Genomic DNA, 20,247 nt, shown 5'->3' with positions numbered 1-20,247 from the left:
GGCAGCTTAGCGTTTCAGGAAATAGGCGTCGGGGAAGCCAAGACCCTTGACCTTCGTCAACTGGCTGGCCTCGCCGCGTGTGGTCACCGACCAAAGCGCCTTGCCTTGGCTTTCCTCGCGCCGGACGGAAGCGGCAACACCGCCCCTCTTCAGCGTTTCCACCGCGCGGGTCGCATTGGCCTCGACCGAGAAGATGCCCACCTGAATGGTGCGGCCCGTGTCTGTCGCGGCAGGGGCGGGTGCTGCGGGCTTGGGCGCTGCCGAAGCACTCGCTGCGGCGGGGCTGGCAGGGGCCGCACCGCTGCTCACCACAGGCGCGACAGGGGTGGGCGATACGGGCTTGGCGTCGACCCGGTCAAGGGCTGCCGCTGCTCCGGCCACCGGGTCCAGCGATTGGGTCTGCACGGTTTCCGACGAGTCGAGGATGGGCTTGGTCGCATCAGGTGCGACGGCTTCTTCCTCACGGCGCAGCGCGATCACGCTGACATCGGCAGGGGCTCCGGCCAGAATACCCAGCGCAGCGGCAGCATCGGACGAGATTTGCAGCTTCGGGCCGGGGTTTTCGATTTCACGCCGGAACAACGCACCGATGACGAACTTTCCATTGGCTATGTTGCGGATAATCACCCGTTCGGGGTCCTTTGCATCGGGTGACGCCACCCAGACGCCCCCCAGCGACGGGCGTCCGTCCCATAGCGCCTTGTCTCTGGTCTGAAAGACTTCGGGCGCTTCCACGTCGCGGTCCACCAGCCGTGTCGAGGTGGATGCGGCCCGTGTCTGCCCGCCCTCTGCCGCATCGCTGCCCTTGAAAGGGTTCTCTCCATTCACACACGCGGCCAGCGCCGTGCTTGCGACCGTCATCAGGATAAGCGACCTGATCTTTGCCTGTGCCATTTCTTGCCCCCGATGCACGCGGGTTTGTCCCGCGCCTTTTTTCCATTGGCCAACCCGTTCCGATCAGGCCCCTGAGTGATGCATAGCTTGATTTTCGCCGGCATCATACCTTTGCATGCAGCGCGTGGAAAGAGTGCGTGGAACTTTCGGCACAGATCGACACGCACAGTTGACCAATCGGCATCAGAGCGGCTTGAATTCACCGCCAAGCCCCGATAATCGGGGCAAGTTGGAAGTGTGGCCGAGTGGTTTAAGGCTCTAGTCTTGAAAACTAGCGTGCGGGGAACCGTACCGTGGGTTCGAATCCCACCGCTTCCGCCAGCTCTCCGATCATTCCGTATGCTTTCGGCGGCGCAAACGCCACGTTCCTGTGCAAACGCTGTGGCGCGCGCCGGAAGGCACGCGCGCGCTGTGTCGGGGTGTGCGCTGTCAGGCGGTGCGGCTCAGGCTTTCGGGGGAATCCGGTGAGCGGCATAGCGAGCTTGGGGACAGCACCATGCCGACCTCGCCGCCCGATAACAGAGCCACGCCCGTGACGTTGCGCACCTTTGACATCAGGCCGCGCAAGGGGCGGAGCAGCACCAGTTGCTGACCGACAAGGTCATCGACCGGAATGGCAACGCTTTGTCCGGCCTGGCCCAGCACGATATGCACATTGCCGTGGCTCTTGCCCGAATGGGTCTGCGCCCGCTTGCCCGACCCGTCGGCAGGCTGCGCCGCTTCTGCGGTGCCGCGCGACAGGCTGCGGATGGCGATGACCTCGTCCTGCCCAAGACGCAGCCAGCGCTGATTGCCCTCGGCAGAGATCTGGACCACCGTTTTCGGGTCGGGCTGCAAGATCGTCCTGATCGATTCCACGGGCAGCACGTAGCGGGTGCCTTCGACGCCCACCACCATGCCCTCGAGTACCACAAGGCTCATCGGCAGCGTGATATGGAAGCGGCGCCCGCCGCCCGGCAGACGCAGGTGCCGTATCTTGCCGCCCGCGCGGGTGACCTCGGAGTCAACGGGGCGCAGGGCTTCGGTATCGGGGGCGCTGCCGCCGTCATCATCGAGCGTGATCGACAGATGGTCGTCATTGCGGTTGACCGCAAGATGCAGGCGGCGCGGGGCCTCGTCCCCTTGGGCAAGGCGCGCCAGGACCAGCGGGCGCAGCACCCGCTTGAGCGTGTCAAGCTGCGCAATGTCCAGTGTCATCTCGGAGCCCGAGGTCGACAGCCGTGCCTCACGGCCGATGCGGCGCGACTGCGTTTCGACCAGCGCGACCATCGGGCGAAGAACCGTTTCGACAGGGCGCGCACGAAGTTCGGCTGTGGTTTGCTGAAGCTCGGCCATCTGACCGACAAGCTGGGTTTCAAGCTGCGCCAGATCACGCAGACGCGTCATCGTTTCATCCGCCAAGGCGCGCAGCGCATTTCGGGCCTGCCGCGGGTCGTGGCCATGCAGGCGCAGGACAGCATCTACCGAGTCGACCATGTCATTCTCGGCCAGTTCGTTCAGCATGCCATGCACCATCGCCTGACCTGCCGCGATCTCGCCGATCTGCTCGAGAATTCCTGCGGAAAGATCGCTTGTGGGCATCTGCTCGTGCGAGCGGTCGGCAAGGTCGCTGTCTGCGGCTGCGCTTGCTTCGCTTTCGTCCTGAACGGGCATCAGGCTTTGCATCAGCACCAGTTTGCGCCCGCCCGGGTCCAGCCTCGCCATATGCTCGGTGAGGTCGATCAGGTCGAGCGCGGTCGAGATCAGGAAATCGAACAGCGTTTCCTTGCCACGGAACACCGTCACGTTGGTGATCGCACGGATCGCACCCGACCCGATAAAGGCGAACAGCGCCTCGGCCAGATTGTTATCGGTGTTCACATCGGCGCGCAGGATATGGAAGTGATGGCCCTCGGCCAGCGCGGCGGCAGCGGATTTCACGCTGTCGGGCGAGAGGACCCGGTGAAATTCCTTTGGCAATCCAAGCTTGCGTTCGATGGCGGTGGCGGTCATCACGCCCGCGCCGTTGAAGCTGGCTTCGGTCGCGTCGGCAAACAGCTGTTCCAGTCGTGCCGTATCGGGGGCTTCGCCTTCGCGCAGGGCATCGAAGACCAGTTCCAGCGTGTCGACAAAACCGCGCGCAATCTGCATCAGGATGGCGTCGGGGGCCTGTTCCTTTCCCTGCTCGCGACCGAACAGGTCGAGCAGCGACATGGCAAGCTGTGACGCCATATCCAGCCCGTAATGGCGGCACGCATGATGCACCAGCCGCACCAGCCATTCGAGCGAGCGCTGGTTCCTGAGCAGGTCTTTGCCCAGTTTGAGGTTTTCAAGAACCTTGTCGAGTTGTTCCAGCGTGTCAAAGATGTGGTCCGCACTCCAGACCGCCAAGACCCGCGCGGGGCTAAGACCGTCACTTATTGCGCCCGTAGGCAACATCGCCTCGACCGCCGCCAGTTCCTCATAGAGACGCAGTTCGGCGCGGCGGAAGGTGTCGCGGTCGGAAGCTTTGGTCAGGTCGTGCGCCGCAGCTGAGACCCGTACATAGCCTTCGGCCTCGGCAGCTTCCGCGACGCAATTTGAAACCTGCGCCAGTTTCTCGCTGTCTGGCGTTTCGCCAACCGCAAGGCCGACGCCAATTCGCGAGATGATCGAAAGTGGATCGGCGATGAGGGCAAAGAAGCTTTGCGCCTCTGACTGCGTATGGCCTGCCTGCGGCGCGGCGCCGAAGCGCGCGATAAGCGTTTCGATTTCGCCAAGGATAGCTTTAGCATCAGCCACATCGGGCGTTGCAGGATAGGCGGACAGACTGGCGCTCCAGTCATCCAGTCCCATCTGCCGGGCCGCATGGTCAAGATCGGCGATCGGGCGACGGCTTGCCTCGGGCGTGCCATCGGCCAAGTGCTTTTGCACCTTCTTGACCGTGTCGGCGACCATTTCGCGGAAAATGGCCTGATAGGTCGGATCATCCGCAAGCCGCGCAGGCGCCGGTTGATCGGCCGCTTTTGCTGCAGTGGAAGTCGGCGCTGGCTCCGGTTCCGGCTCCGGCTCTGGTTCGGGTTCCGGCTCCGGTTCTGGCGCGGGCGGGGGTTCGGGCGTCGGTGGAGGTGCCGCCGGGCCGGACCCGTCCGGATCGGCACCGCCCTTGCAGCGCGCGATCTTGTCGCGCAGGCGAACCATCAGCTCCTCGGTATCTTCGGGGTCGACATCGAGGCGGGTGGCTTCTGTCTGCTCCAGCATGCTGCGCAGCCTGTCGCCGGTTTCCAGCAGCAGGGTCAGGATCTCGGTGTCGAGCGGGACGCCTTCGTCGCGGACCAGACCGATGAGATCTTCGGCGATATGCGCGCGGCTTTCGACAACACCAAGGCCGAGAACGCGCGAATTGCCCTTGAACGTGTGAACAGCCCGGAACAGTGCCGCAACATGCGGCGCCTGTTCCTGCGGGGACTGCGCCCCTTCAAGTGCAAGAAGCGCCGTTTCCATTGCATCCATCGCCTGCGCACCGTCATCGGCATAGAGCGACCAGATTTCATCCATTTCGTCGGACATCTCGCACCTTTCCAAGGGCAGAACAGGATATTGGGGCAGGCGGGCCGCGTCAGGCGGCCATCAGCGCGCGCATGGTGCGGGCCAGTTCATCCCCGGTCTTTTCCTCCAGGTCGTGAGAGACGGTGCCGGACGGCTTGGCCACGACGCCATCTGCGCCCAGTTCGCGCGCCTTGGCCGCATGCGGCGAGCCCGACACCGCGACCGAAGACAGCATGCATATCTTTGCGCGCGTCTTGAGCTTGGCGTGGCGCAGGAATTCCAGCCCGTCCATCACCGGCATTTCGATGTCGAGCAAGATGAGGTCCACCTCGGCCCCATTGGCCAGCTTGTCGAGCGCCTCCTGGCCATTCGCGGCCTGAGCCGTTACCTTGAAATCGGGCAAACCTTTGATGAAACTGGAAATGTACAGCCGCATCATGGCGGCGTCGTCAACGATCATCACATTGTGGGGCATTTGGTTCTCTCCGGGCTTCTGGGCCGCCGGGACATTTGCCCGGCGGCGCTAGTGGCATCAAAAATTGGCGAAACCGCGTTCGTCACGGTCGGTATTCGGGCGGGGCGCCGCACCGTTCGCCATCTTGCGGTAGTCACCGTTACTGCCGCCTCCGTGCATCTGCGTTTCAAACATGCTGCGCAGTTGCATCAGCATTTCAGGCGACAGGCTGTCGAGGGTGATGGCCTGCGCAGCGCGGGGCTGGACATTGCGCAGCTTGAAGCGGCTGAATTCGCTGCGCATGGTTTCGGTCGCGGCCTGCATCTCGCTGGAGCTGGAGGCAAGCTGGTCGGCCTGCTGGCTGGTGGCGAGGGCGGTCTTGGCGATCTCGCCGATCGCGACGTTGATCTGGGTCACCCCGCGGGCTTGCTCGTCGCTGGCAACCGCAATGTCGCTGACCAGGGACTGCACCTGCTTGATGTCCTGTGCGATACGGGTAAAGGCCTCGCGGGTTTCGCCTGCGATGCGCACGCCGGACTGCACACGGGTTGCTGCGTCTTCGATCAGGTCAGAGGTTTCGCGCGCCGCCTTGGCCGAGCGGCCTGCGAGGTTGCGCACCTCTTGGGCCACCACGGCAAAGCCGCGCCCGTGTTGTCCGGCCCGTGCTGCCTCGACCGCCGCGTTGAGCGCCAGCAAGTTCGTCTGGAAGGCGATTTCGTCGATCACCTTGATGATCTTGGCGATGTCCTGCGACGAGGCGCGGATGCCGTCCATCGCGCTGACCATCTCGGAAATCTTGTTGGTGCCATCGGCTGCGACCGTTGTCGCGCCCGCCACCAGACGCGAGGCGCTGTCGGCGGCCGAGGCGTTCGACTTGACCTGCGTGCTGGTCTGTTCGGCCGAAGCGGACACTTCGTCAACCGACGAGGACTGGATCTGCGAGTTGGTCGCCAGTGCCTGACTGGATTGCGACATCTGGTCGACCGTGATCGCGACCTGGGCGACCTGCTCGGTGGCGGCAGAGATGGTGCGGTTGAGCGAGGTCAGAGCGTTTTCGATCAGCGAGACGATCCGGCGATAGTCGCCGGGGAAGTCGGCAGGGTTGAAGGTTATCGACAGATCGCCGTCTTGCAGGCCCGCACAGAACCGTTCCATTTCTGCCGTCACCCGCTTGAATGCGGTGCGGATCGCCTCGACCGTATCATTGATGAAGAAGCGCTCGCCCGAAAACTTTTCAAGCTCGGCGTCGAAATTGCCTTTGGCAAATTCGGTCATGCAGGCAAGGATCTTCTTCTTGGTTGCAATGTGGTCCTGCACCATCTGGTTGGTACCTGCGGCAACCACGCGAAGGTCATCCTCATAGCCTTCGGTATCAATGTAATGGCTGATGATACCGTTCGTATGCGCTTCGGCCATTGCATTGATTTCAGTGACCAGACGCGTGATCTGATCCTGGCGCTGCATGACGAAGGTGCGGTCTTGCCATTCGACATAGATCATCGCCAGCTTCTTGGCGCTGTCGAAAATCGGTGTTGCCTTGAACATCAAGGATTTGCCGCCGATGGTGAACTTCCCGTCGTGCGGGCTGGTGATCCGCTCCATAAGATGGCGCTGATAGGCAGGGTTCTTGTGGAAGATGTCGATGCTCTTGTTCAGGACCTCGCGCGCCCTGAAGTGCGGCAGATCCTTGCGGATATCCGCCTCGATCAACTCGAACATCTTGTAAGCGGAGTCGTTCACATAGCGGATGATCATGTCCTGATCGGCGATCATCACTGGGTTCGACAATACGTTCAGCGCTTCGGGCGCTGAATGGCTGTTCCAGGTCAGCGGGGCGGCGGATGCGTCTGGCACGGGAGGGGTCCTTTCAGTGTCGGTGGGGGGGCGTGGCGCGCCTTGCGTTTGTGTCAAAGGTGGGAGGGGGGTTTCGGTCATCGCAGATTGCGAGCCGGGCTGGGCGAAGGGATCAAGCGCGAGGCGGCGCTGCGGTTTGCGGGGGGGGGCTTTCATGCGGCGTCCTTCCCAGTCTGGAGCGCCCGGGCCAGCACATCGGCAAGGGCGCGATAATCGAGGCATCCGGTCGATGCGGGTGCGTGGGCGAAAATGGTCCGGCCCATCCCGGGCGCCTCGGCCAGCTTGACCGAACTGCGGATTTCCACCGGCAGGACAAGATCACCGAAACGGCTGCGAAGGCGGTCGCGCACTTCGCGGTGCAGGGCGAGACGCGGGTTGAAGCGTGTCAGCACAAAGCGCAGGCGGCTGCGGTCCACCCCGATTGTCTCCAGACGCTCCAGCAGGCGGCCAACCCCCGCTAGCCCGAGGAAATCGGGTTCAAGCGGGCAAAGGATCAGATCGCAGTCATGGCAGGTCTGGGCGATCTCCTCTGTCCAGTTGGGCGCGGTGTCGAGCAAGGTCCAATCGGCGTCGTCCTGCGCTTCAGTGCTCTGGCCAAGGAACAGTCCGCTTTCACCGTCCACTGCCAAAGGGGCGCGTCCGTTGCCGGCGGGGGACGGGGTGGTGGTCAGCATCGCGGTCAGATGCTGCTGCGGATCAAGATCGACCAGCACGGCACGGCTTCCATGCCCGCCGCGCAGCAAGGCCGCGGCAAGGTTGAGGGCGGTGGTCGTCTTGCCCACGCCCCCTTTCTGGGTATGGATCAGTATCCGCATCAGCCAGCCTCCGCGCTTCGGGCGATGGCGATGTCGCCGTCGGAGACCAGAACCGAAGGATCAAGAAGAACCGCCACGCGTTCGCCGACCTGTGCGATGCCCGCTATGGTCGACCGCGCGCCGCTGCGGCTGATCTGACCGCGCCTGTCGATCTGGGCAGGCGGGATTTCACGCACCTCGCGCACCCCGTCGACGATCAGGCCGACAGGTGCATCCTCGACCTCCATCACGATGATGACGGTGCGATCGTCATAGTCACGCTCGGGCATCTCGAAGCGCAGCCGCACATCCATCAGCGGGATCACTTTGCCGCGCAGGTTGATCACTCCGCGCAGATAACGCGGCATGTCGGGGATCGGCATGATCCGCTGCATCCCCACGATCTCGGTGACCCCGGCAATCGAAACGCCGTATTCTTCCTCGCCGAGGTCAAAGGTCAGATACATGTCCGCGATCGTGTTTTCGTCCTCGCCCATTGCGGCGATCACAGGGGCGCTCATGTCTTCGATTTTTGTCTGTGCCGTCATTTGGGTTCGTCCTTATGCAGAGCAGCGGTTTCGCCCGCCGGAAACGAGGGATTTGGAAGCGTCGATCAGGGCAGGCGCGATGGCCCCGAGCGGCAGGACATGTTTGGCCGCGCCAAGGTCTACGGCGGCCGCGGGCATCCCCCAGACCACCGAAGTTGCCTCGTCCTGAGCGATGGTGACCGCACCCGCACGGTGCAGCGAAAGCAGGCCCTGAGCGCCGTCCTTGCCCATTCCGGTCAGCAGGGCGGCGACGCAGTTCGGCCCGCAGCGCAGCGCGGCCGATTCAAACATCACATTGACCGACGGGCGCGAAAAGCACTCGGGTTCGCCATCAATCAGCGCGACATGCCAGTAGGGCGCCTTGCCCATGATCACCAGATGTCGGTCGCCTCCGGGCGCGATCAGTGCGACTCCCGGCATGATGGGATCACCGTCACGCGCCTCACGCACGCGGATGGCCGTGCTGGCGTCCACGCGGTTGGCGAATGCGGCGGTGAATCCTTCGGGCATGTGTTGAACGATCACGATTCCAGGTGCGTCATACGGCATCTGTTGCAGGATCTGTGCCAGGGCCTGCACCCCGCCTGTCGAGGCCCCGATTGCGATGATCGATGGCGCGGTCGGACGGGAAAGCCGTTGCGCCTTGAGCCGCGCCGCGACCGGTTGGCCTGCAAACGGGCGGGCATGTGCCGCCGCCTGCACCCGGCGGCAGATTTCAGCCATGATTACAGGCAGGCCGTTGCCGGTCCCAAGGGTCGGCTTTGCGATGATGTCCACCGCCCCCGCTTCCAGCGCCTGAAGCGTGATCGCCGCGCCCTGCTGGGTGGCGCTTGAAATCACTACGGTGGGGATCGGCCGCACGGGCATCAGCCGGCGCAGGAAGGTGACGCCATCCATCTTCGGCATCTCGATGTCGAGTGTCAGCACGTCTGGCGACAGCTCCTCAATCATCTGGAACGCCTGATCCGCACCCGAGGCTGTTCCGACAACCTCGATCAGCGGGTTGGTCGAGAGGCCCATCGCAAGCACTTTGCGGATCATGGCGGAGTCATCGATGATGAGCACCCGGACAGGCGAGTTGATGACGTGCATCTGGGTCATGCGATACCTTTGCTCTTGACGCAAATGCCGCTTGCGACCGGTGTCCACAGCGAGGAAAGGTCACGGACGCTTTCGGTCACCGAGGTAAACAGCCAGCCACCCGGTTCGGTGACGCGGGCGATAGAATTCACGACGTTGATTTGATCCTCGACCGCGAAGTAGTAGAGGACGTTGCGGCAGAACACTGCCTGAAAGGGTTTGCGGAAGGGCAGGTCCGGCGTCTTGAGGTTCATGCGGCGGAAGGTGCAGGCGGCAAGGATTTCGGGAACGATCTGGAATTGCTCTATCCCGACAGGCCGCATGTATTTCTGACGGATGAAACTTGGCACCTGTTCCAGATGGCGGGCCGAATAGACGCCTGTTTCGGCCTGTTCGATCACCGGTGCGCTGATGTCGGTTCCCAGAATATGCGTCCGGCGCAGGGCATCCATGCCGAGCGTCTCGGCAATCATGATCGCAAGCGTATACACTTCGTCGCCGGTCGAGCAGGCGGCGCTCCACAGCCGGATCTCGTTACGCGTTGCAAGCAGGGGCAGGACCTCGCGGCGGAAAAACTCCAGCACGTCCTTCTCGCGGTAGAAATAGGTGTGGTTGGTCGAGGCGACATGGATCACCGCCAACTGCACATCATGGGTCTGTTCCAGCGTCACCTTGCGGGCAAGATCATGCAGCATCGGAAGGCCGAATGCCCGTTGCACCCGTTGCAGCCGCTGGCGCAAAAGGTCGCGCTTGTGCTCGGGGTAGTGAATGGCACAGCGCTGTTCCAGCCAAGACCGGATGGCCTCGTAGCTTTCGGCTTCATTGGCCACCTGCAGGCTCACGACGTGGTTCCTCCGGTGACAAGCCGCTCGCAATCAAGCACGATGGCTACTTCGCCCGTGCCCAGCAGGGCGCAGCCATAGCTGGCGCGGATGCGGCTGAGCCTGCCTGCAAGCGGTTTCATGACAACCTGCTGGCGGTCGAGGATTTCATCCACCGGAACGGCAAGATTGCCATTGGCGGTCTGAAACACCACGATGACCTGTGGCGGCGCGTCGGGCGCGCGGGCGGGGTCATTGATGCCGTCAAAGAAGTTCTCCAGCCGGCACACCGGCACACTTTTGCCGCGCAGGCGAAACAACTCGCGCCCTCCGTCGGCCGAGAGTTTGGGCAGATCATCGGGGCCGGGGCGTGCGATCTCGCTGACCACCTCGATCGGCACGGCATAGAGGCGTGGGCCGAGGCGCATGATGATGCAGTCCAGAAACGCCAAGGACACGGGGATATGCAGCGCCACCCGCGTGCCTTGGCCCGGGGTGCTGTCCACGACGATGCGGCCGCGCAGGGCGGCCATCGTGGTGTTGAGCACATCCATGCCAACGCCGCGCCCAGACAGGTTCGACACATTTTCTGCGGTAGAGAAGCCCGGCTCGAAAATCACCTTCCACAGGGCGGAAGGTTCGGGTTCTTCCTCCATCCCGAACAGGCCACGCTCGCGCGCCTTGGACAGGATCTTGGCCCGGTTCAGACCGCGCCCGTCATCTGCCACGATGATACGGACCTCGCTGCCGACCTGCGAGGCTGACAGGAAAATGCTGCCCGTTTGCGGCTTTCCGTTTTGAACCCGTTCCTCCGAAGATTCGAGCCCATGATCGGCCGCATTGCGCAGCACATGAAGCAGGGGGTCATAGAGCCGGTCGGCCACCAGCTTGTCGATCTGGGTTTCGGCCCCTGAAATCACCATCTCGATCTTTTTGCCGGTCTGGCGCTCCAATTCGCGCACCATGCGGCGCAGGCGTTTGAAGACCTCGTCCACCGGCACAAGCCGCATGTCCGTTGCGGCATCCTGCACCTCGCGCACGATCATCATCAGCCGATGGACAGCGGTTTCGAAATGGGTCAGGTCCAGTCCGACCAGATCGGGCGAGCGCACCGTTTCCGCGACCGACAACGAAAGTTCGGCCACAAGGTCCATCAGCCGACCGATGCGCTCGGATGGCACGCGCATCAACCCGCCGTCTGATGTACTTTCAGGTGCTGCGGCCGTCATGCCGTCACTCCTTGCGATCTGTCTTTTCGTTCGGTCGGTTTCATGTGGCATCCGCCTTTGTTGTTCTGCCGCTTCTGCAGGCATCCGTGCTGCACGAACTGGGCCAGAACCCAGAGTCAGGCGTTTTCTTCCGTCCGGTCGAAGTTGAAAATGCAGACCCCGTCAAAACCCATAGATTTGAAAAGAAAAGTCTTTTTCATCGTATCCAGAAAACCGCCGTGCTTTTTCTCAAATCCTTTCAGGTCGTTGATGTTTGGAAAGAAAACATTAATCGAGACATCCCCTTCCTTGGAGATGACAACATTCAGCCCCGTCAGGTTGCAGGTGGGAATTGCGTTGCCGAGGGTTTCGACAACAAACGGCGCGGCGATCTGGGCCGCATCGAGGCTTGGAAACTTGAGATGGTACGTTTTGGAGAGCATCGGGTCCGCCCACTTGTGATCTGGATCGTGGTCTCAAACGGCGCTGTGTCGGGGAATGTGATATCTCCGAATGTCGGGGCGCCCATCCAAACGGATGTGCGGGCCGTGACATGCGCCAGAAGGGCAGACCGCGCCCATCCGCTTGGCGGGGCAGGGGACAGCGCAAAGACGGGGGGCGCTGGCTCTATGGCTGTCGGGAAACCATCGGCTCTGCGCGCTTTTCCCTGTCAAAATCGCCGTTCCGACAGCCAATTGGCCGAATTTGCGCCGTTTTTTTGCCTCCGAGGGTCGAAACGACGCCCCATCTGCCGGTTTTAGCCCTGCCAGCCGCAAGAAGGCCCACTTGGCACGTTTCCTGCCTTACTGATCCCAGTTGTTGGAAAAGGAACGCCCCATGCCCAGTCTGCATTTTCTCGCCCCCGACTTTGCGATGGCCGATGCGTTGGCCGATCTGCTTGCCCGCCGCCGGATCGGCGTCACGCGGGGTGCGGCAGAGCTTGGCAAGGGTGCTGCTGCCTTTGTGGCGGCGGTGGCGGACCTCTCGCATGAGCGCGCGGTGATCGAGGCAGCGCGGGCGCAGGGCGTGCGCATGGTCGTGCTGGTGAAAGAGGGTGCGGAGCGGCTTGATCTGACAAGCGATCTGGGCGGGCGGCTGTTGCGCATCGCCCTTCCTGCCGCCTCGGGCCGAGCCACTTCGGATGCGGGTCTTTTGATGCTGGCCGACATTCTGGCCGCGCCGCTGCGCCCGATGGTTGCCTGCGATCCGGTAACGGGCGGTCTGCTGGATCTTGCGGCGCGGGTGGCCCGCACGGATGTGACCGTCTTCATCAACGGCCCGACGGGGAGCGGCAAGGAAGTGCTGGCGCGCGCGGTTCACGCCGAAAGCCGCCGCGCTGACAAGCCGTTCATCGCAATCAATTGCGCGGCCATTCCCGAGAACATGCTCGAAGCGATCCTGTTCGGTCACGAAAAAGGGGCCTTCACGGGGGCGGCAACGGCCAATCGTGGCCTGATCCGCGCTGCCGATGGCGGCACGCTGATGCTGGACGAAATCTCTGAAATGCCTCTGGGGCTGCAATCAAAGCTGCTGCGCGTCATTCAGGAGCGGCAAGTGACGCCGCTTGGCACCGCGACCGAGGTTCCTGTCGATATCCGCATCATTGCCACTTCGAACCGCGATATGCCCGCAGAAGTGCGTGCGGGCCGGTTCCGGGAAGACCTTTACTACAGGCTCAACGTGTTCCCCTTGACGACGCGCCCCTTGGCCGCGCGGGCCGAGGATATTCCGGCCTTGGCGATTTCGCTGCTGCGGCGTCATTGGCCGCAAGGCCCGCTGCCGATGTTCAGCGCACAGACGCTTGACCTACTGGCAGCGCAGCGCTGGCCCGGCAATGTGCGCGAGTTGGAAAACGTGGTGCAGCGCGCGCTTGTCCTGTGCGACGGGCAGCAGATCACGCCCGACGATATCGTGATCGACTCTGCGTCCGGTCCGGTTGGCGCAGCCGCGCTGAGCGGCCTGCGGTTTGCAGAGGCCGTCTGAGGGTATATCCATGTCCATCGGTCCTGTTGGCAGTGGCTTCAACATCGTTCCGCTTCAGGCCGCCCGGCCTGCGCCCGCGTCTGAACAGACAAAAGGGTTTGGCGAGCGTATCGATGCCGCTCTAGATCAGCTCAAGGCCTCGCAAACCCAGGCCAGCCAATCGGCGCGGGCTTGGGAGTTGGGGGCAGAGCAGGATCTGGCCGCCGTGATGGTGGACCAGCAGGTAGCCTCGCTGGGGTTCCAGTTGACATTGAACGTGCGGAATAAGGCGCTTGGTGCCTACCGCGACATCATGAACATGCCGCTCTGACGCGGCAGGCACTTCAGGTTCCCATCCTATGGCATTGTCACCCGTTCCACGCTCTGATCTTGCTCCCGCCCCTTTGCCCACTGGCGTTGTTGCGCGCCTGCAGGGTCTTCGCGACGGGTTCGAACAGTTCACGCGCCAGCCTGCGGTGCGGCGTGCGCTTCCCTCTATTGTCCTTGTCGTCGCGACCCTTGTTGCGGTGATGGCGTGGATCCTCCTGCGCGAGCCGCCGCGGACCGCGCTTTATCCCGGTCTGGCCGAGGCCGAGAAGGCCACGGTTGTCGAGGCGCTGAACGGTGCCGGAATCAGTGCGACCGTCGATAGCGTGTCGGGCGAGATTCTGGTGGCAACCGCAGATTATCACCGCGCCCGTTTTGCGCTCGCTTCCAAAGGTTTGCCGCAATCGGTGCCGGATGCCGACAGCGTCCTGGCGGAAATGCCGATGGGCGCGAGCCGCGCCCTGGAGACGGCGCGGCTGCGGCAGGCCCAGGAACTGGAGCTTTCCCGCTCTATCGCAGAAATCGCCACCATTCAGGCCGCGCGGGTGCATCTGGCCCTGCCTGAAAAATCGGCGTTTCTGCGTGACAGCCATCCGCCGCGTGCTTCGGTCTTTGTGACGCTGGCCGCGGGCCGCGTGCTGGATCAGGGGCAGGTCGATGCGATTGTGCATCTCGTCTCTTCTTCGGTGCCGGGGATGGGGCGCAGTGATGTTTCGGTGATCGACCAAGCCGGACGTCTGCTTTCGGTCAATGACGGGGATCCCGCTGGCCAGTTGAGCGACCGCCAGTTGCGCCATCGTGTCGAAGTCGAAACCCTCTTGCGACGGCGGATCGAGGCTTTGCTGACCCCGATTGTCGGGGTTGGCAACCTGTCGGTCGAGGTGACGGCGGCAATGGATTTCACGCGCCGCGAGATCACCGAAGAGCGGGTCGATCCTGAAGGCAATGCTCTGCGCAGCGAACAGCTTTCGGAATCCGAAAACCGTGACGCACCGGCTGGCGGTATCCCCGGCGCCGTCGCGAACACACCGCCGACCGAGGCGCAACTGACGGCAGAGGCTCCGGCCAATGCAGCGGCGGGGGGCGAGGGCAGCATCCGCAACCGGACCTCGGGAACCACGCGCAACTATGAGATCAGCCGCACGGTGCAGAACACCCAGCCCGAAATCGGGCAGATCACCCGCATCTCGGCTGCCGTGGTCATCCGCGCGCCCGCGCCTGCGCCCGTGCCAACCGATGGCACTGATGCCGCCGCGCCGCCGCAAGAGGCCATTCCTGCAGCACTCTTGGCCGATCTGCAGCGACTGACCGAAAGCGCCATCGGCCATGACGCCTCTCGGGGTGACAGCGTGACGATCCTTGCCCAACCCTTTGCGGTGCCGGAACTGGTGATGGAACCACCCGGCATGCAATTGGACTGGCTGCCTGCGGTGCTGCGGGACGTGGTGCTGGTGGCCATCCTTGCGATTGTCGGGCTTGGACTCGTGCGCCCGCTGCTGCTGCGCCAGACGAATGTTGCCGGGCTGCCGGGCGGCGTGCTGCCGCAGGGACCGACGACGGTCGAAGTGGCGGAAGGCGAGTCCCTCGATGACGTCGAGGCCAAGCTGGAGCGCCGCCAGAAGGACCTTGCGGGCAGCGTGCTGGGCAGCCGTGCAAGCCGCGCCGAAAAGCAAGCCGTGCTGCGCCAGCTTGTTGCCGATGATCCGGCGCGCATCGCCACCGTTCTGCACCGGATGATCCGGCCTGAACTTGACGCCGTGCAATAGGAACAGCCCATGCCGATCACCACCTTCAACCCCGGACCTGCCACCACCAGCGCCGCCGTTCTCATGCTGATGTTCGGCGAAAAGACCGCCGCCGATGTCATGCGTCATCTGACGCCCGCCGAGGTGCAACATCTGGGCGCGGCCATGTATGCGGTGGACAACGTCACAGAAGACGAGGTCGACAGTATCCTTGAAGACTTTCTTGGCCGCCTCGCGGGGGAAACCGGAATCGGTTACGGCACATCGGCCTATGTCAGCGCGGTTATGACCGAGGCGCTGGGGCCGGATCGCGCGCAATCGGTGATCACACGGATCAGCCCGCACAACAACGACCGCCCGATCGAACTGCTCGACTGGATGGATGCCCGCTCGATTTCGGAACTGATCACGGACGAGCATCCGCAAATCATGGCTTTGGTGATCTCTTGCCTTGAATATTCGCAAGGGGCCGAGGTGCTGACAAAACTGCCCGAGGAGGTTCAGCCCGATGTCATCCGCCGGATCGCCCAGCTTGGTCCGGTCACGCCTGAGGCCTTGCGCGATCTGGAGCAAGTCCTGCAGCGCAAGTTCAAGGCTTCGACCAGTTCCAGCGCCTCCCAGATCGGTGGCATCCGCGCGGCGGCCCGCATCATGAACTTTACGCGTTCGGGCGTCGAGGCGCGTATCCTGCGTGACATCCGCAAGGATGACCGCGATCTGATGACGGCCATTCAGGACAACATGTTTGTCTTTGACAATCTTGGAAAGTCGGACGACCGCAGCCTGCAGACCTTGCTGCGCAGCATCGAGCCCGAGCGTCTGGTTCTTGCCCTCAAGGGGGCAGACGAGGTGCTGCGCGACCGTTTGCTGTCTTGCATGTCTTCGCGTGCGGCTGCCGGAATCCGCGACGAGATGGAGGCGATGGGCCCGGTCCGTCTCAGCGAGGTGCAGGAAGCGCAAAAGCAGATCGTGGCCAGCGCCCGCCAGATGGCCGATGCCGGAACCATCGTGCTTGCCGGACGCGGCGGCGAGGAAATGGTGTAAGCGATGGATGGGGGGCAGCAAGGCGCGTTGGATCACCCGCCCGGGTTCCGTCCTGATCCAAGAGTGCTTGACGCAGTGTTTTTTGCCCAACCCGGCATGACCTTGCCGGTCGCGCCATCTGCCTTTCAGCCGCACAGGCCGGTTGACATGGCTCTCAGCGCGGTGCGGGTGGCCGAGGTGGTTGATCCGCCATGTTCCAGCGGGCTACCAGAGGCACAAGCGGGGCAGGGCATCATCGTGGAAGATACGGCCCCGCTTCCGCCGGCGCCTGCCCCCGTGATGCCCCGCCCATTCGTGCCTAGCGCCACGCAACTGGCCGAGGCACGGGCCGAAGCCTTGGCCGAAGGGCGCGCGATGGGGCTTGCCGAGGCAGAGGCGGCCCTGTCAGCCCAGCGTGCCGAACTGACCTTGCAGGCGCAGACGCTGGCTGCCGCCCTCGCGCGGCTTGCCGAACCCCCGATGGCAGAGGTTGATGCGTTGACCCGTTCTGTTTCGGAGGCGGTGGCACGCCTTGCCTCCGAACGGGCAGGACTGGCGATTGACGCCCATCCGGCTGCATTTGCCGAGCGGATCGCACGCTTGGGCGAACGGGTGGCGCAAGGCATGCGCGACGTGAAGATATACCTGCACCCTGATGATATTGCAGCGCTTTTGCCCGTTCTGGTCGAGGGGTGTCCGGCCGAGCTTGCCGCGCTTGCTGCGGCACGGCTGGTGCCAAATGCAACGTTGCGCCGTGGAGATGCCGATCTGCGCGCGCCCGGCCTGCATCTGGCCGACCTGATCGAAAACCCTGCCAGCACCCCGCACCGGATATGAGCCGTCATGATGTCTGACCTGTCCCCCGGCCTGATGTCCACGCTGACTCGGCGGATCGGGAATCTGCCAGAACCCGAAAAGCTGATCGGCGGGCGTGTGTTGCGTTACGATGGTCTGACGCTGGAAACCACCGGTTTCCCCGCAAGTCCCGGCGGTTTGGTCGCCGTGACTTGCGAGAACGGCGCCAGCGTCGAAGCCGAGGTCGTGGGCTTTCGGGACGGGCGTAACCTGTTGTTCCTGACCGAACCGCAAGCCCCCATCGTTGCAGGGGCCGAGGCGCAGTTGATGCCTGGCGGTCAGTTTGCGCAAGTGGGAGAGGCGCTGCTGGGGCGGGTGATCGATGCGCGCGGCGCTCCGCTGGACGGTGGCCCGCCTCCGCGCACGGACCATACATGGCCGTTGCACGGCATACCGCTGAACCCGCTGCTGCGCACGGCGGTGGACCGCCCGCTTGATGTCGGGGTGCGGGTGGTCAACGCTGCGCTGACCTTGGGTGAGGGGCAGCGCATTGGGATTGTTGCCGGTTCGGGCGTCGGCAAATCGGTTCTGGTCGAAATGATGGCCCAGCACGCCGACGCCGATATCGTGGTGATCGCCCTCATCGGTGAGCGCGCCCGCGAGGTGGGACATTTCGCGCGCCGTCTGATGCAGGGCGAGGCAGCGCATCGCACCTGCCTCCTGGCCGTGCCTGCCGACCGATCGCCGCTCCTTCGTCTGCGCGGAGTCCGGCGGGCGATGGCGATTGCGGAATGGTTCCGCGCCTCGGGCAAGCGCGTGCTGATGATCATCGACAGCCTGACCCGCGTCGCCCATGCGCAGCGGGAAATCGGCCTCGCACTGGGTGAGCAACCGACGGCCAAGGGATATACCCCTTCGGTGGTCGCACTGATCCCCGCGCTTCTGGAACGGGCCGGGCCGGGGTTGCCCGGTCAGGGCACCATCACCGCCATCTGCACCGTGCTCGCCGATGGCGATGACACCACCAACGATCCTGTCGTTGATACCGCAAGGGCCATCATGGATGGCCATCTGGTCTTGTCGCGCAGGCAGGCGCAGATGGGCTTGTTTCCCGCCATCGACATTCCGCAATCGGTAAGCCGTGTCATGCCCGATGTGACCGACCCAGAGCATCGCGCCGCGGCGCTGCGGCTTCGCCAATTGGTCTCGGCCTATTTCGACAACCGTGATCTGGTCATCATGGGGGGCTATGCCGTGGGGCAGGATCCGATTTTGGATGAAGCGCTGCGGCTCTGGCCGCAGATCCGCGCTCTGATCGCTCAGGCGCAAGAGGAACGTGCAACCCTGCAAGACAGCCGCGCCGCGCTGCTCGCCCTTGTCGGCACGGGGGCCACGGCATGACATCGCGCGCAAGGCTGTTCGATCTTTACGCGCGGCGCGAGTCGGCGCGTGCGGCAGGGCTTGGCCGCGCGGTGGTTCAGGTGACGGCCGAACAGGCCGAGGCCGAGGCGCGCAGCCAGCGCCTGCGCCATTTCGCGCAGGAGATTCAGGTCGCCAAGGGCCCTCTGCTCGCCGCTGATCTGCGGGCGCTCGGCCATCTGGCAGCGACGCTTGTGCAAGAGGCGGAAAGTCAGGATGTGCGGGCCGAAGCGGCCTTGCGCGAGGCGGTGCGCCTGCGCAAGTCGATGAGCCAGCATGACCGCCGCCGCCATTTTGGTGAAACCGCCGCGATGCAGGCGCGTCTTGCCGAGGCTGAGGAGGCCGAGGCGCGGGCCGAAGCGTCCCGCCCGCCAGCGCGCCGTCAGTGGTGATCGGGTGATCGCGCGCGCGGGCGGTCCCGAGTTGGCACCCTTCTTGCACTTCTGGCTGTAGCAGAAACGGGCATGATATGATTGTTACAAACCCCTCTTCTTTGACCGTTCTCCAGGCTCTTGCGGGGGTTGTTCCTGCCTGCGGTCAGGACTGCGGTGGCCCCCAGAGTTTCCTCAGCGGGCTGATGGCCTGTCTTGGCGCCGATGCCGACGCTGTGACCACGCCTTTGCTGCCAGTGCCAAGCAACGCGGCCGTGACATCCGAGAGCCCGACATCACCTGCCGAAAGTCCTGCAACCGAAGCACCTTTTGCAGCCCTCCCCACGACCCTTTTGTCCTCTGCAGCGGACGTGCCTGCTGCCGCGCTCCTGCCGGTTGCAGCGCCCGCGCCTGCCGCCCAAGACGCCTGTCCCATCGATCTGGCGACGGGTGAGGCGGAGCCAGAGGCGCAATCGCCCCAGCCCGATGCATCTTTGCCTGAAGCTGTGCTTAGCGCCGAGAATGCGGATGTAGCCGCGAACATGCCTTCTGTGGCTTTGCAACCCGACGCCGAGGAGGGTGCCGCGCCATCCGCGCCGGAAGAGCAGCCAGACAAGTCCAAGGCCGAGGGAGAAGCGGCAATGCCGGAAAGCTGCCCCGCGCCGCGGCCAGATCCTGCACCCGTTCAACCGGCCGTCCTTGTTCCGTCTCCTCCCGCCTCCGCCTCGACTCCACCCGCCGCACCCCTCCCCGCGACGTCCGAGCCGGCTCGGACGCCGGTCGCGCCAGATGCGGCACGGCAGGCTATCACGCCGAACGCACTCTCGCCCGCTGCGGGAAAGTCGCCGGCATCGCTGCGCGTCGATCCGAGAGTCCATCACCCCGCCGCCGGAGAGCTGCCGGCACCTCCCGCAGCACCCGAGGCTGCGCCCTCTGCCGCGCAATCCTCTGGCGCGCCAGCTCCCTTTGCCGATCCGCTGGCACGCGCAGCAGGTGCCAACCCGCCCGCGCAAGCGCCGGTGCAGATGATGCGCTCCGACTGGCCGCAGGCGGTTGTGTCGGCCACGCTTTCACAGCTTTCCGATCTCGGCGGCACGATGGTTCTGGAACTCGCGCCCGACGATCTGGGGGCAATGCGGATCACGCTGACCATTGAAGGGCAGGCTGCCTCGGTCCGCATCCAGACCGAAACGCCCGAGGCAGCACGTCTGCTCAACGAGGCCGAACGCCAGTTGGCGCAGGACTTTGAACGGCAGGGCGTGACGCTGGCCTCGCATGACGCCCAGACCGGACGCCGCAATGATCCTGCGGTGCGTCCGCCCGCGGGGCGCAGCGCTGCTCCCCACGACTCCCATCCTTCTGACTCCGAGGTGGTTTTGCTGCCACGGGGCCTTGTCAATCTGATCGCCTGAGGACACCCATGGCCGCCGCAGCCCCCGCATCCA

Annotated in this window: 18 protein-coding genes and 1 tRNA gene; 9 read left to right on the top strand and 10 right to left on the bottom strand. The window is 64.0% G+C overall.

Annotated features, from left to right (window positions below):
• Positions 1 to 6: 6 nt before the first annotated feature.
• Positions 7 to 894 carry an SPOR domain-containing protein gene (locus G3572_RS03720; protein ID WP_164609305.1) on the bottom strand — a complete coding sequence of 296 codons (888 nt, stop codon included), beginning with the start codon at positions 892 to 894 and terminating at the stop codon, positions 7 to 9.
• Between the two features lie 231 nt (positions 895 to 1,125).
• On the opposite strand from G3572_RS03720, the gene G3572_RS03715 reads away from it, so the two are divergent.
• Positions 1,126 to 1,215, top strand: a tRNA-Ser gene (locus G3572_RS03715).
• 108 nt (positions 1,216 to 1,323) lie between these two features.
• Here G3572_RS03715 and G3572_RS03710 read toward each other — a convergent pair.
• The 9 genes from G3572_RS03710 to G3572_RS03670 all read right to left on the bottom strand — a co-directional run bounded on the left by G3572_RS03710 (position 1,324) and on the right by G3572_RS03670 (position 11,603).
• Positions 1,324 to 4,422 (bottom strand): Hpt domain-containing protein, encoded by a 3,099-nt coding sequence (locus tag G3572_RS03710; protein WP_164609304.1) that lies wholly within the window; start codon positions 4,420 to 4,422, stop codon positions 1,324 to 1,326.
• Between the two features lie 49 nt (positions 4,423 to 4,471).
• Entirely contained in the window at positions 4,472 to 4,876 is a 405-nt protein-coding gene (locus tag G3572_RS03705) for a response regulator (protein ID WP_164609303.1), read from the bottom strand.
• 57 nt (positions 4,877 to 4,933) lie between these two features.
• Positions 4,934 to 6,709, bottom strand: coding sequence for a methyl-accepting chemotaxis protein (locus G3572_RS03700; RefSeq protein ID WP_164609302.1), 1,776 nt, complete (start codon positions 6,707 to 6,709; stop codon positions 4,934 to 4,936).
• Positions 6,710 to 6,861: 152 nt separating this feature from the next.
• Entirely contained in the window at positions 6,862 to 7,524 is a 663-nt protein-coding gene (locus tag G3572_RS03695) for a ParA family protein (protein ID WP_164609301.1), read from the bottom strand.
• Positions 7,524 to 8,051, bottom strand: a complete 528-nt coding sequence (locus G3572_RS03690) for a chemotaxis protein CheW (protein WP_240335386.1) — start codon at positions 8,049 to 8,051, stop codon at positions 7,524 to 7,526. Before G3572_RS03690 ends, G3572_RS03695 begins: the two co-directional genes overlap by 1 nt.
• Before the next feature lie 12 nt (positions 8,052 to 8,063).
• Complete coding sequence (locus tag G3572_RS03685; RefSeq protein ID WP_205518453.1) at positions 8,064 to 9,152, bottom strand: protein-glutamate methylesterase/protein-glutamine glutaminase; 1,089 nt, start codon at positions 9,150 to 9,152, stop codon at positions 8,064 to 8,066.
• Complete coding sequence (locus G3572_RS03680) at positions 9,149 to 9,973, bottom strand: CheR family methyltransferase (RefSeq protein ID WP_354003980.1); 825 nt, start codon at positions 9,971 to 9,973, stop codon at positions 9,149 to 9,151. The genes G3572_RS03685 and G3572_RS03680 overlap by 4 nt, the downstream gene beginning before the upstream one ends.
• Entirely contained in the window at positions 9,970 to 11,181 is a 1,212-nt protein-coding gene (locus G3572_RS03675; protein WP_164609300.1) for a chemotaxis protein CheA, read from the bottom strand. The genes G3572_RS03680 and G3572_RS03675 overlap by 4 nt, the downstream gene beginning before the upstream one ends.
• A 116-nt stretch (positions 11,182 to 11,297) precedes the next feature.
• Positions 11,298 to 11,603 (bottom strand): hypothetical protein, encoded by a 306-nt coding sequence (locus G3572_RS03670; protein ID WP_164609299.1) that lies wholly within the window; start codon positions 11,601 to 11,603, stop codon positions 11,298 to 11,300.
• Positions 11,604 to 11,997: 394 nt separating this feature from the next.
• Between G3572_RS03670 and G3572_RS03665 the strand changes: the two genes are divergently transcribed.
• The 8 genes from G3572_RS03665 to G3572_RS22360 all read left to right on the top strand — a co-directional run bounded on the left by G3572_RS03665 (position 11,998) and on the right by G3572_RS22360 (position 20,214).
• On the top strand, positions 11,998 to 13,143 hold the full coding sequence (locus tag G3572_RS03665) for a sigma 54-interacting transcriptional regulator (protein ID WP_164609298.1): 1,146 nt from the start codon (positions 11,998 to 12,000) through the stop codon (positions 13,141 to 13,143).
• A 10-nt stretch (positions 13,144 to 13,153) separates the two neighbouring features.
• Complete coding sequence (gene fliE, locus G3572_RS03660; protein ID WP_164609297.1) at positions 13,154 to 13,453, top strand: flagellar hook-basal body complex protein FliE; 300 nt, start codon at positions 13,154 to 13,156, stop codon at positions 13,451 to 13,453.
• A 28-nt stretch (positions 13,454 to 13,481) separates the two neighbouring features.
• Positions 13,482 to 15,215: a flagellar basal-body MS-ring/collar protein FliF gene (gene fliF / locus G3572_RS03655; RefSeq protein WP_164609296.1), complete on the top strand. Its 1,734-nt coding sequence runs from the start codon at positions 13,482 to 13,484 to the stop codon at positions 15,213 to 15,215.
• A gap of 9 nt (positions 15,216 to 15,224) precedes the next feature.
• Positions 15,225 to 16,238 carry a flagellar motor switch protein FliG gene (gene fliG / locus G3572_RS03650; protein WP_164609295.1) on the top strand — a complete coding sequence of 338 codons (1,014 nt, stop codon included), beginning with the start codon at positions 15,225 to 15,227 and terminating at the stop codon, positions 16,236 to 16,238.
• A 147-nt stretch (positions 16,239 to 16,385) separates the two neighbouring features.
• Entirely contained in the window at positions 16,386 to 17,054 is a 669-nt protein-coding gene (locus G3572_RS03645; RefSeq protein WP_164609294.1) for a flagellar assembly protein FliH, read from the top strand.
• A 33-nt stretch (positions 17,055 to 17,087) separates the two neighbouring features.
• Positions 17,088 to 18,413, top strand: coding sequence for a FliI/YscN family ATPase (locus tag G3572_RS03640; RefSeq protein ID WP_205518612.1), 1,326 nt, complete (start codon positions 17,088 to 17,090; stop codon positions 18,411 to 18,413).
• On the top strand, positions 18,410 to 18,823 hold the full coding sequence (locus tag G3572_RS03635) for a hypothetical protein (RefSeq protein ID WP_164609292.1): 414 nt from the start codon (positions 18,410 to 18,412) through the stop codon (positions 18,821 to 18,823). The genes G3572_RS03640 and G3572_RS03635 overlap by 4 nt, the downstream gene beginning before the upstream one ends.
• 350 nt (positions 18,824 to 19,173) lie before the next feature.
• On the top strand, positions 19,174 to 20,214 hold the full coding sequence (locus G3572_RS22360; protein WP_164609291.1) for a flagellar hook-length control protein FliK: 1,041 nt from the start codon (positions 19,174 to 19,176) through the stop codon (positions 20,212 to 20,214).
• Positions 20,215 to 20,247: the final 33 nt, after the last annotated feature.

The sequence above is a fragment of the Pseudotabrizicola algicola genome (assembly GCF_010915705.1).
GTDB lineage: Bacteria > Pseudomonadota > Alphaproteobacteria > Rhodobacterales > Rhodobacteraceae > Pseudotabrizicola > Pseudotabrizicola algicola.
This window is presented reverse-complemented; position numbering and strand designations above follow the sequence as displayed.

Coding starts and splice junctions, on each gene's coding strand:
- G3572_RS03720 (WP_164609305.1), bottom strand. CDS start 894: ATGGCACAGGCAAAGATCAGGTCGCTTATCCTGATGACGGTCGCAAGC.
- G3572_RS03710 (WP_164609304.1), bottom strand. CDS start 4,422: ATGTCCGACGAAATGGATGAAATCTGGTCGCTCTATGCCGATGACGGT.
- G3572_RS03705 (WP_164609303.1), bottom strand. CDS start 4,876: ATGCCCCACAATGTGATGATCGTTGACGACGCCGCCATGATGCGGCTG.
- G3572_RS03695 (WP_164609301.1), bottom strand. CDS start 7,524: ATGCGGATACTGATCCATACCCAGAAAGGGGGCGTGGGCAAGACGACC.
- G3572_RS03690 (WP_240335386.1), bottom strand. CDS start 8,051: ATGACGGCACAGACAAAAATCGAAGACATGAGCGCCCCTGTGATCGCC.
- G3572_RS03685 (WP_205518453.1), bottom strand. CDS start 9,152: ATGACCCAGATGCACGTCATCAACTCGCCTGTCCGGGTGCTCATCATC.
- G3572_RS03675 (WP_164609300.1), bottom strand. CDS start 11,181: ATGACGGCCGCAGCACCTGAAAGTACATCAGACGGCGGGTTGATGCGC.
- G3572_RS03670 (WP_164609299.1), bottom strand. CDS start 11,603: ATGCTCTCCAAAACGTACCATCTCAAGTTTCCAAGCCTCGATGCGGCC.
- G3572_RS03665 (WP_164609298.1), top strand. CDS start 11,998: ATGCCCAGTCTGCATTTTCTCGCCCCCGACTTTGCGATGGCCGATGCG.
- fliE (WP_164609297.1), top strand. CDS start 13,154: ATGTCCATCGGTCCTGTTGGCAGTGGCTTCAACATCGTTCCGCTTCAG.
- fliF (WP_164609296.1), top strand. CDS start 13,482: ATGGCATTGTCACCCGTTCCACGCTCTGATCTTGCTCCCGCCCCTTTG.
- fliG (WP_164609295.1), top strand. CDS start 15,225: ATGCCGATCACCACCTTCAACCCCGGACCTGCCACCACCAGCGCCGCC.
- G3572_RS03645 (WP_164609294.1), top strand. CDS start 16,386: ATGGCTCTCAGCGCGGTGCGGGTGGCCGAGGTGGTTGATCCGCCATGT.
- G3572_RS03640 (WP_205518612.1), top strand. CDS start 17,088: ATGTCCACGCTGACTCGGCGGATCGGGAATCTGCCAGAACCCGAAAAG.
- G3572_RS03635 (WP_164609292.1), top strand. CDS start 18,410: ATGACATCGCGCGCAAGGCTGTTCGATCTTTACGCGCGGCGCGAGTCG.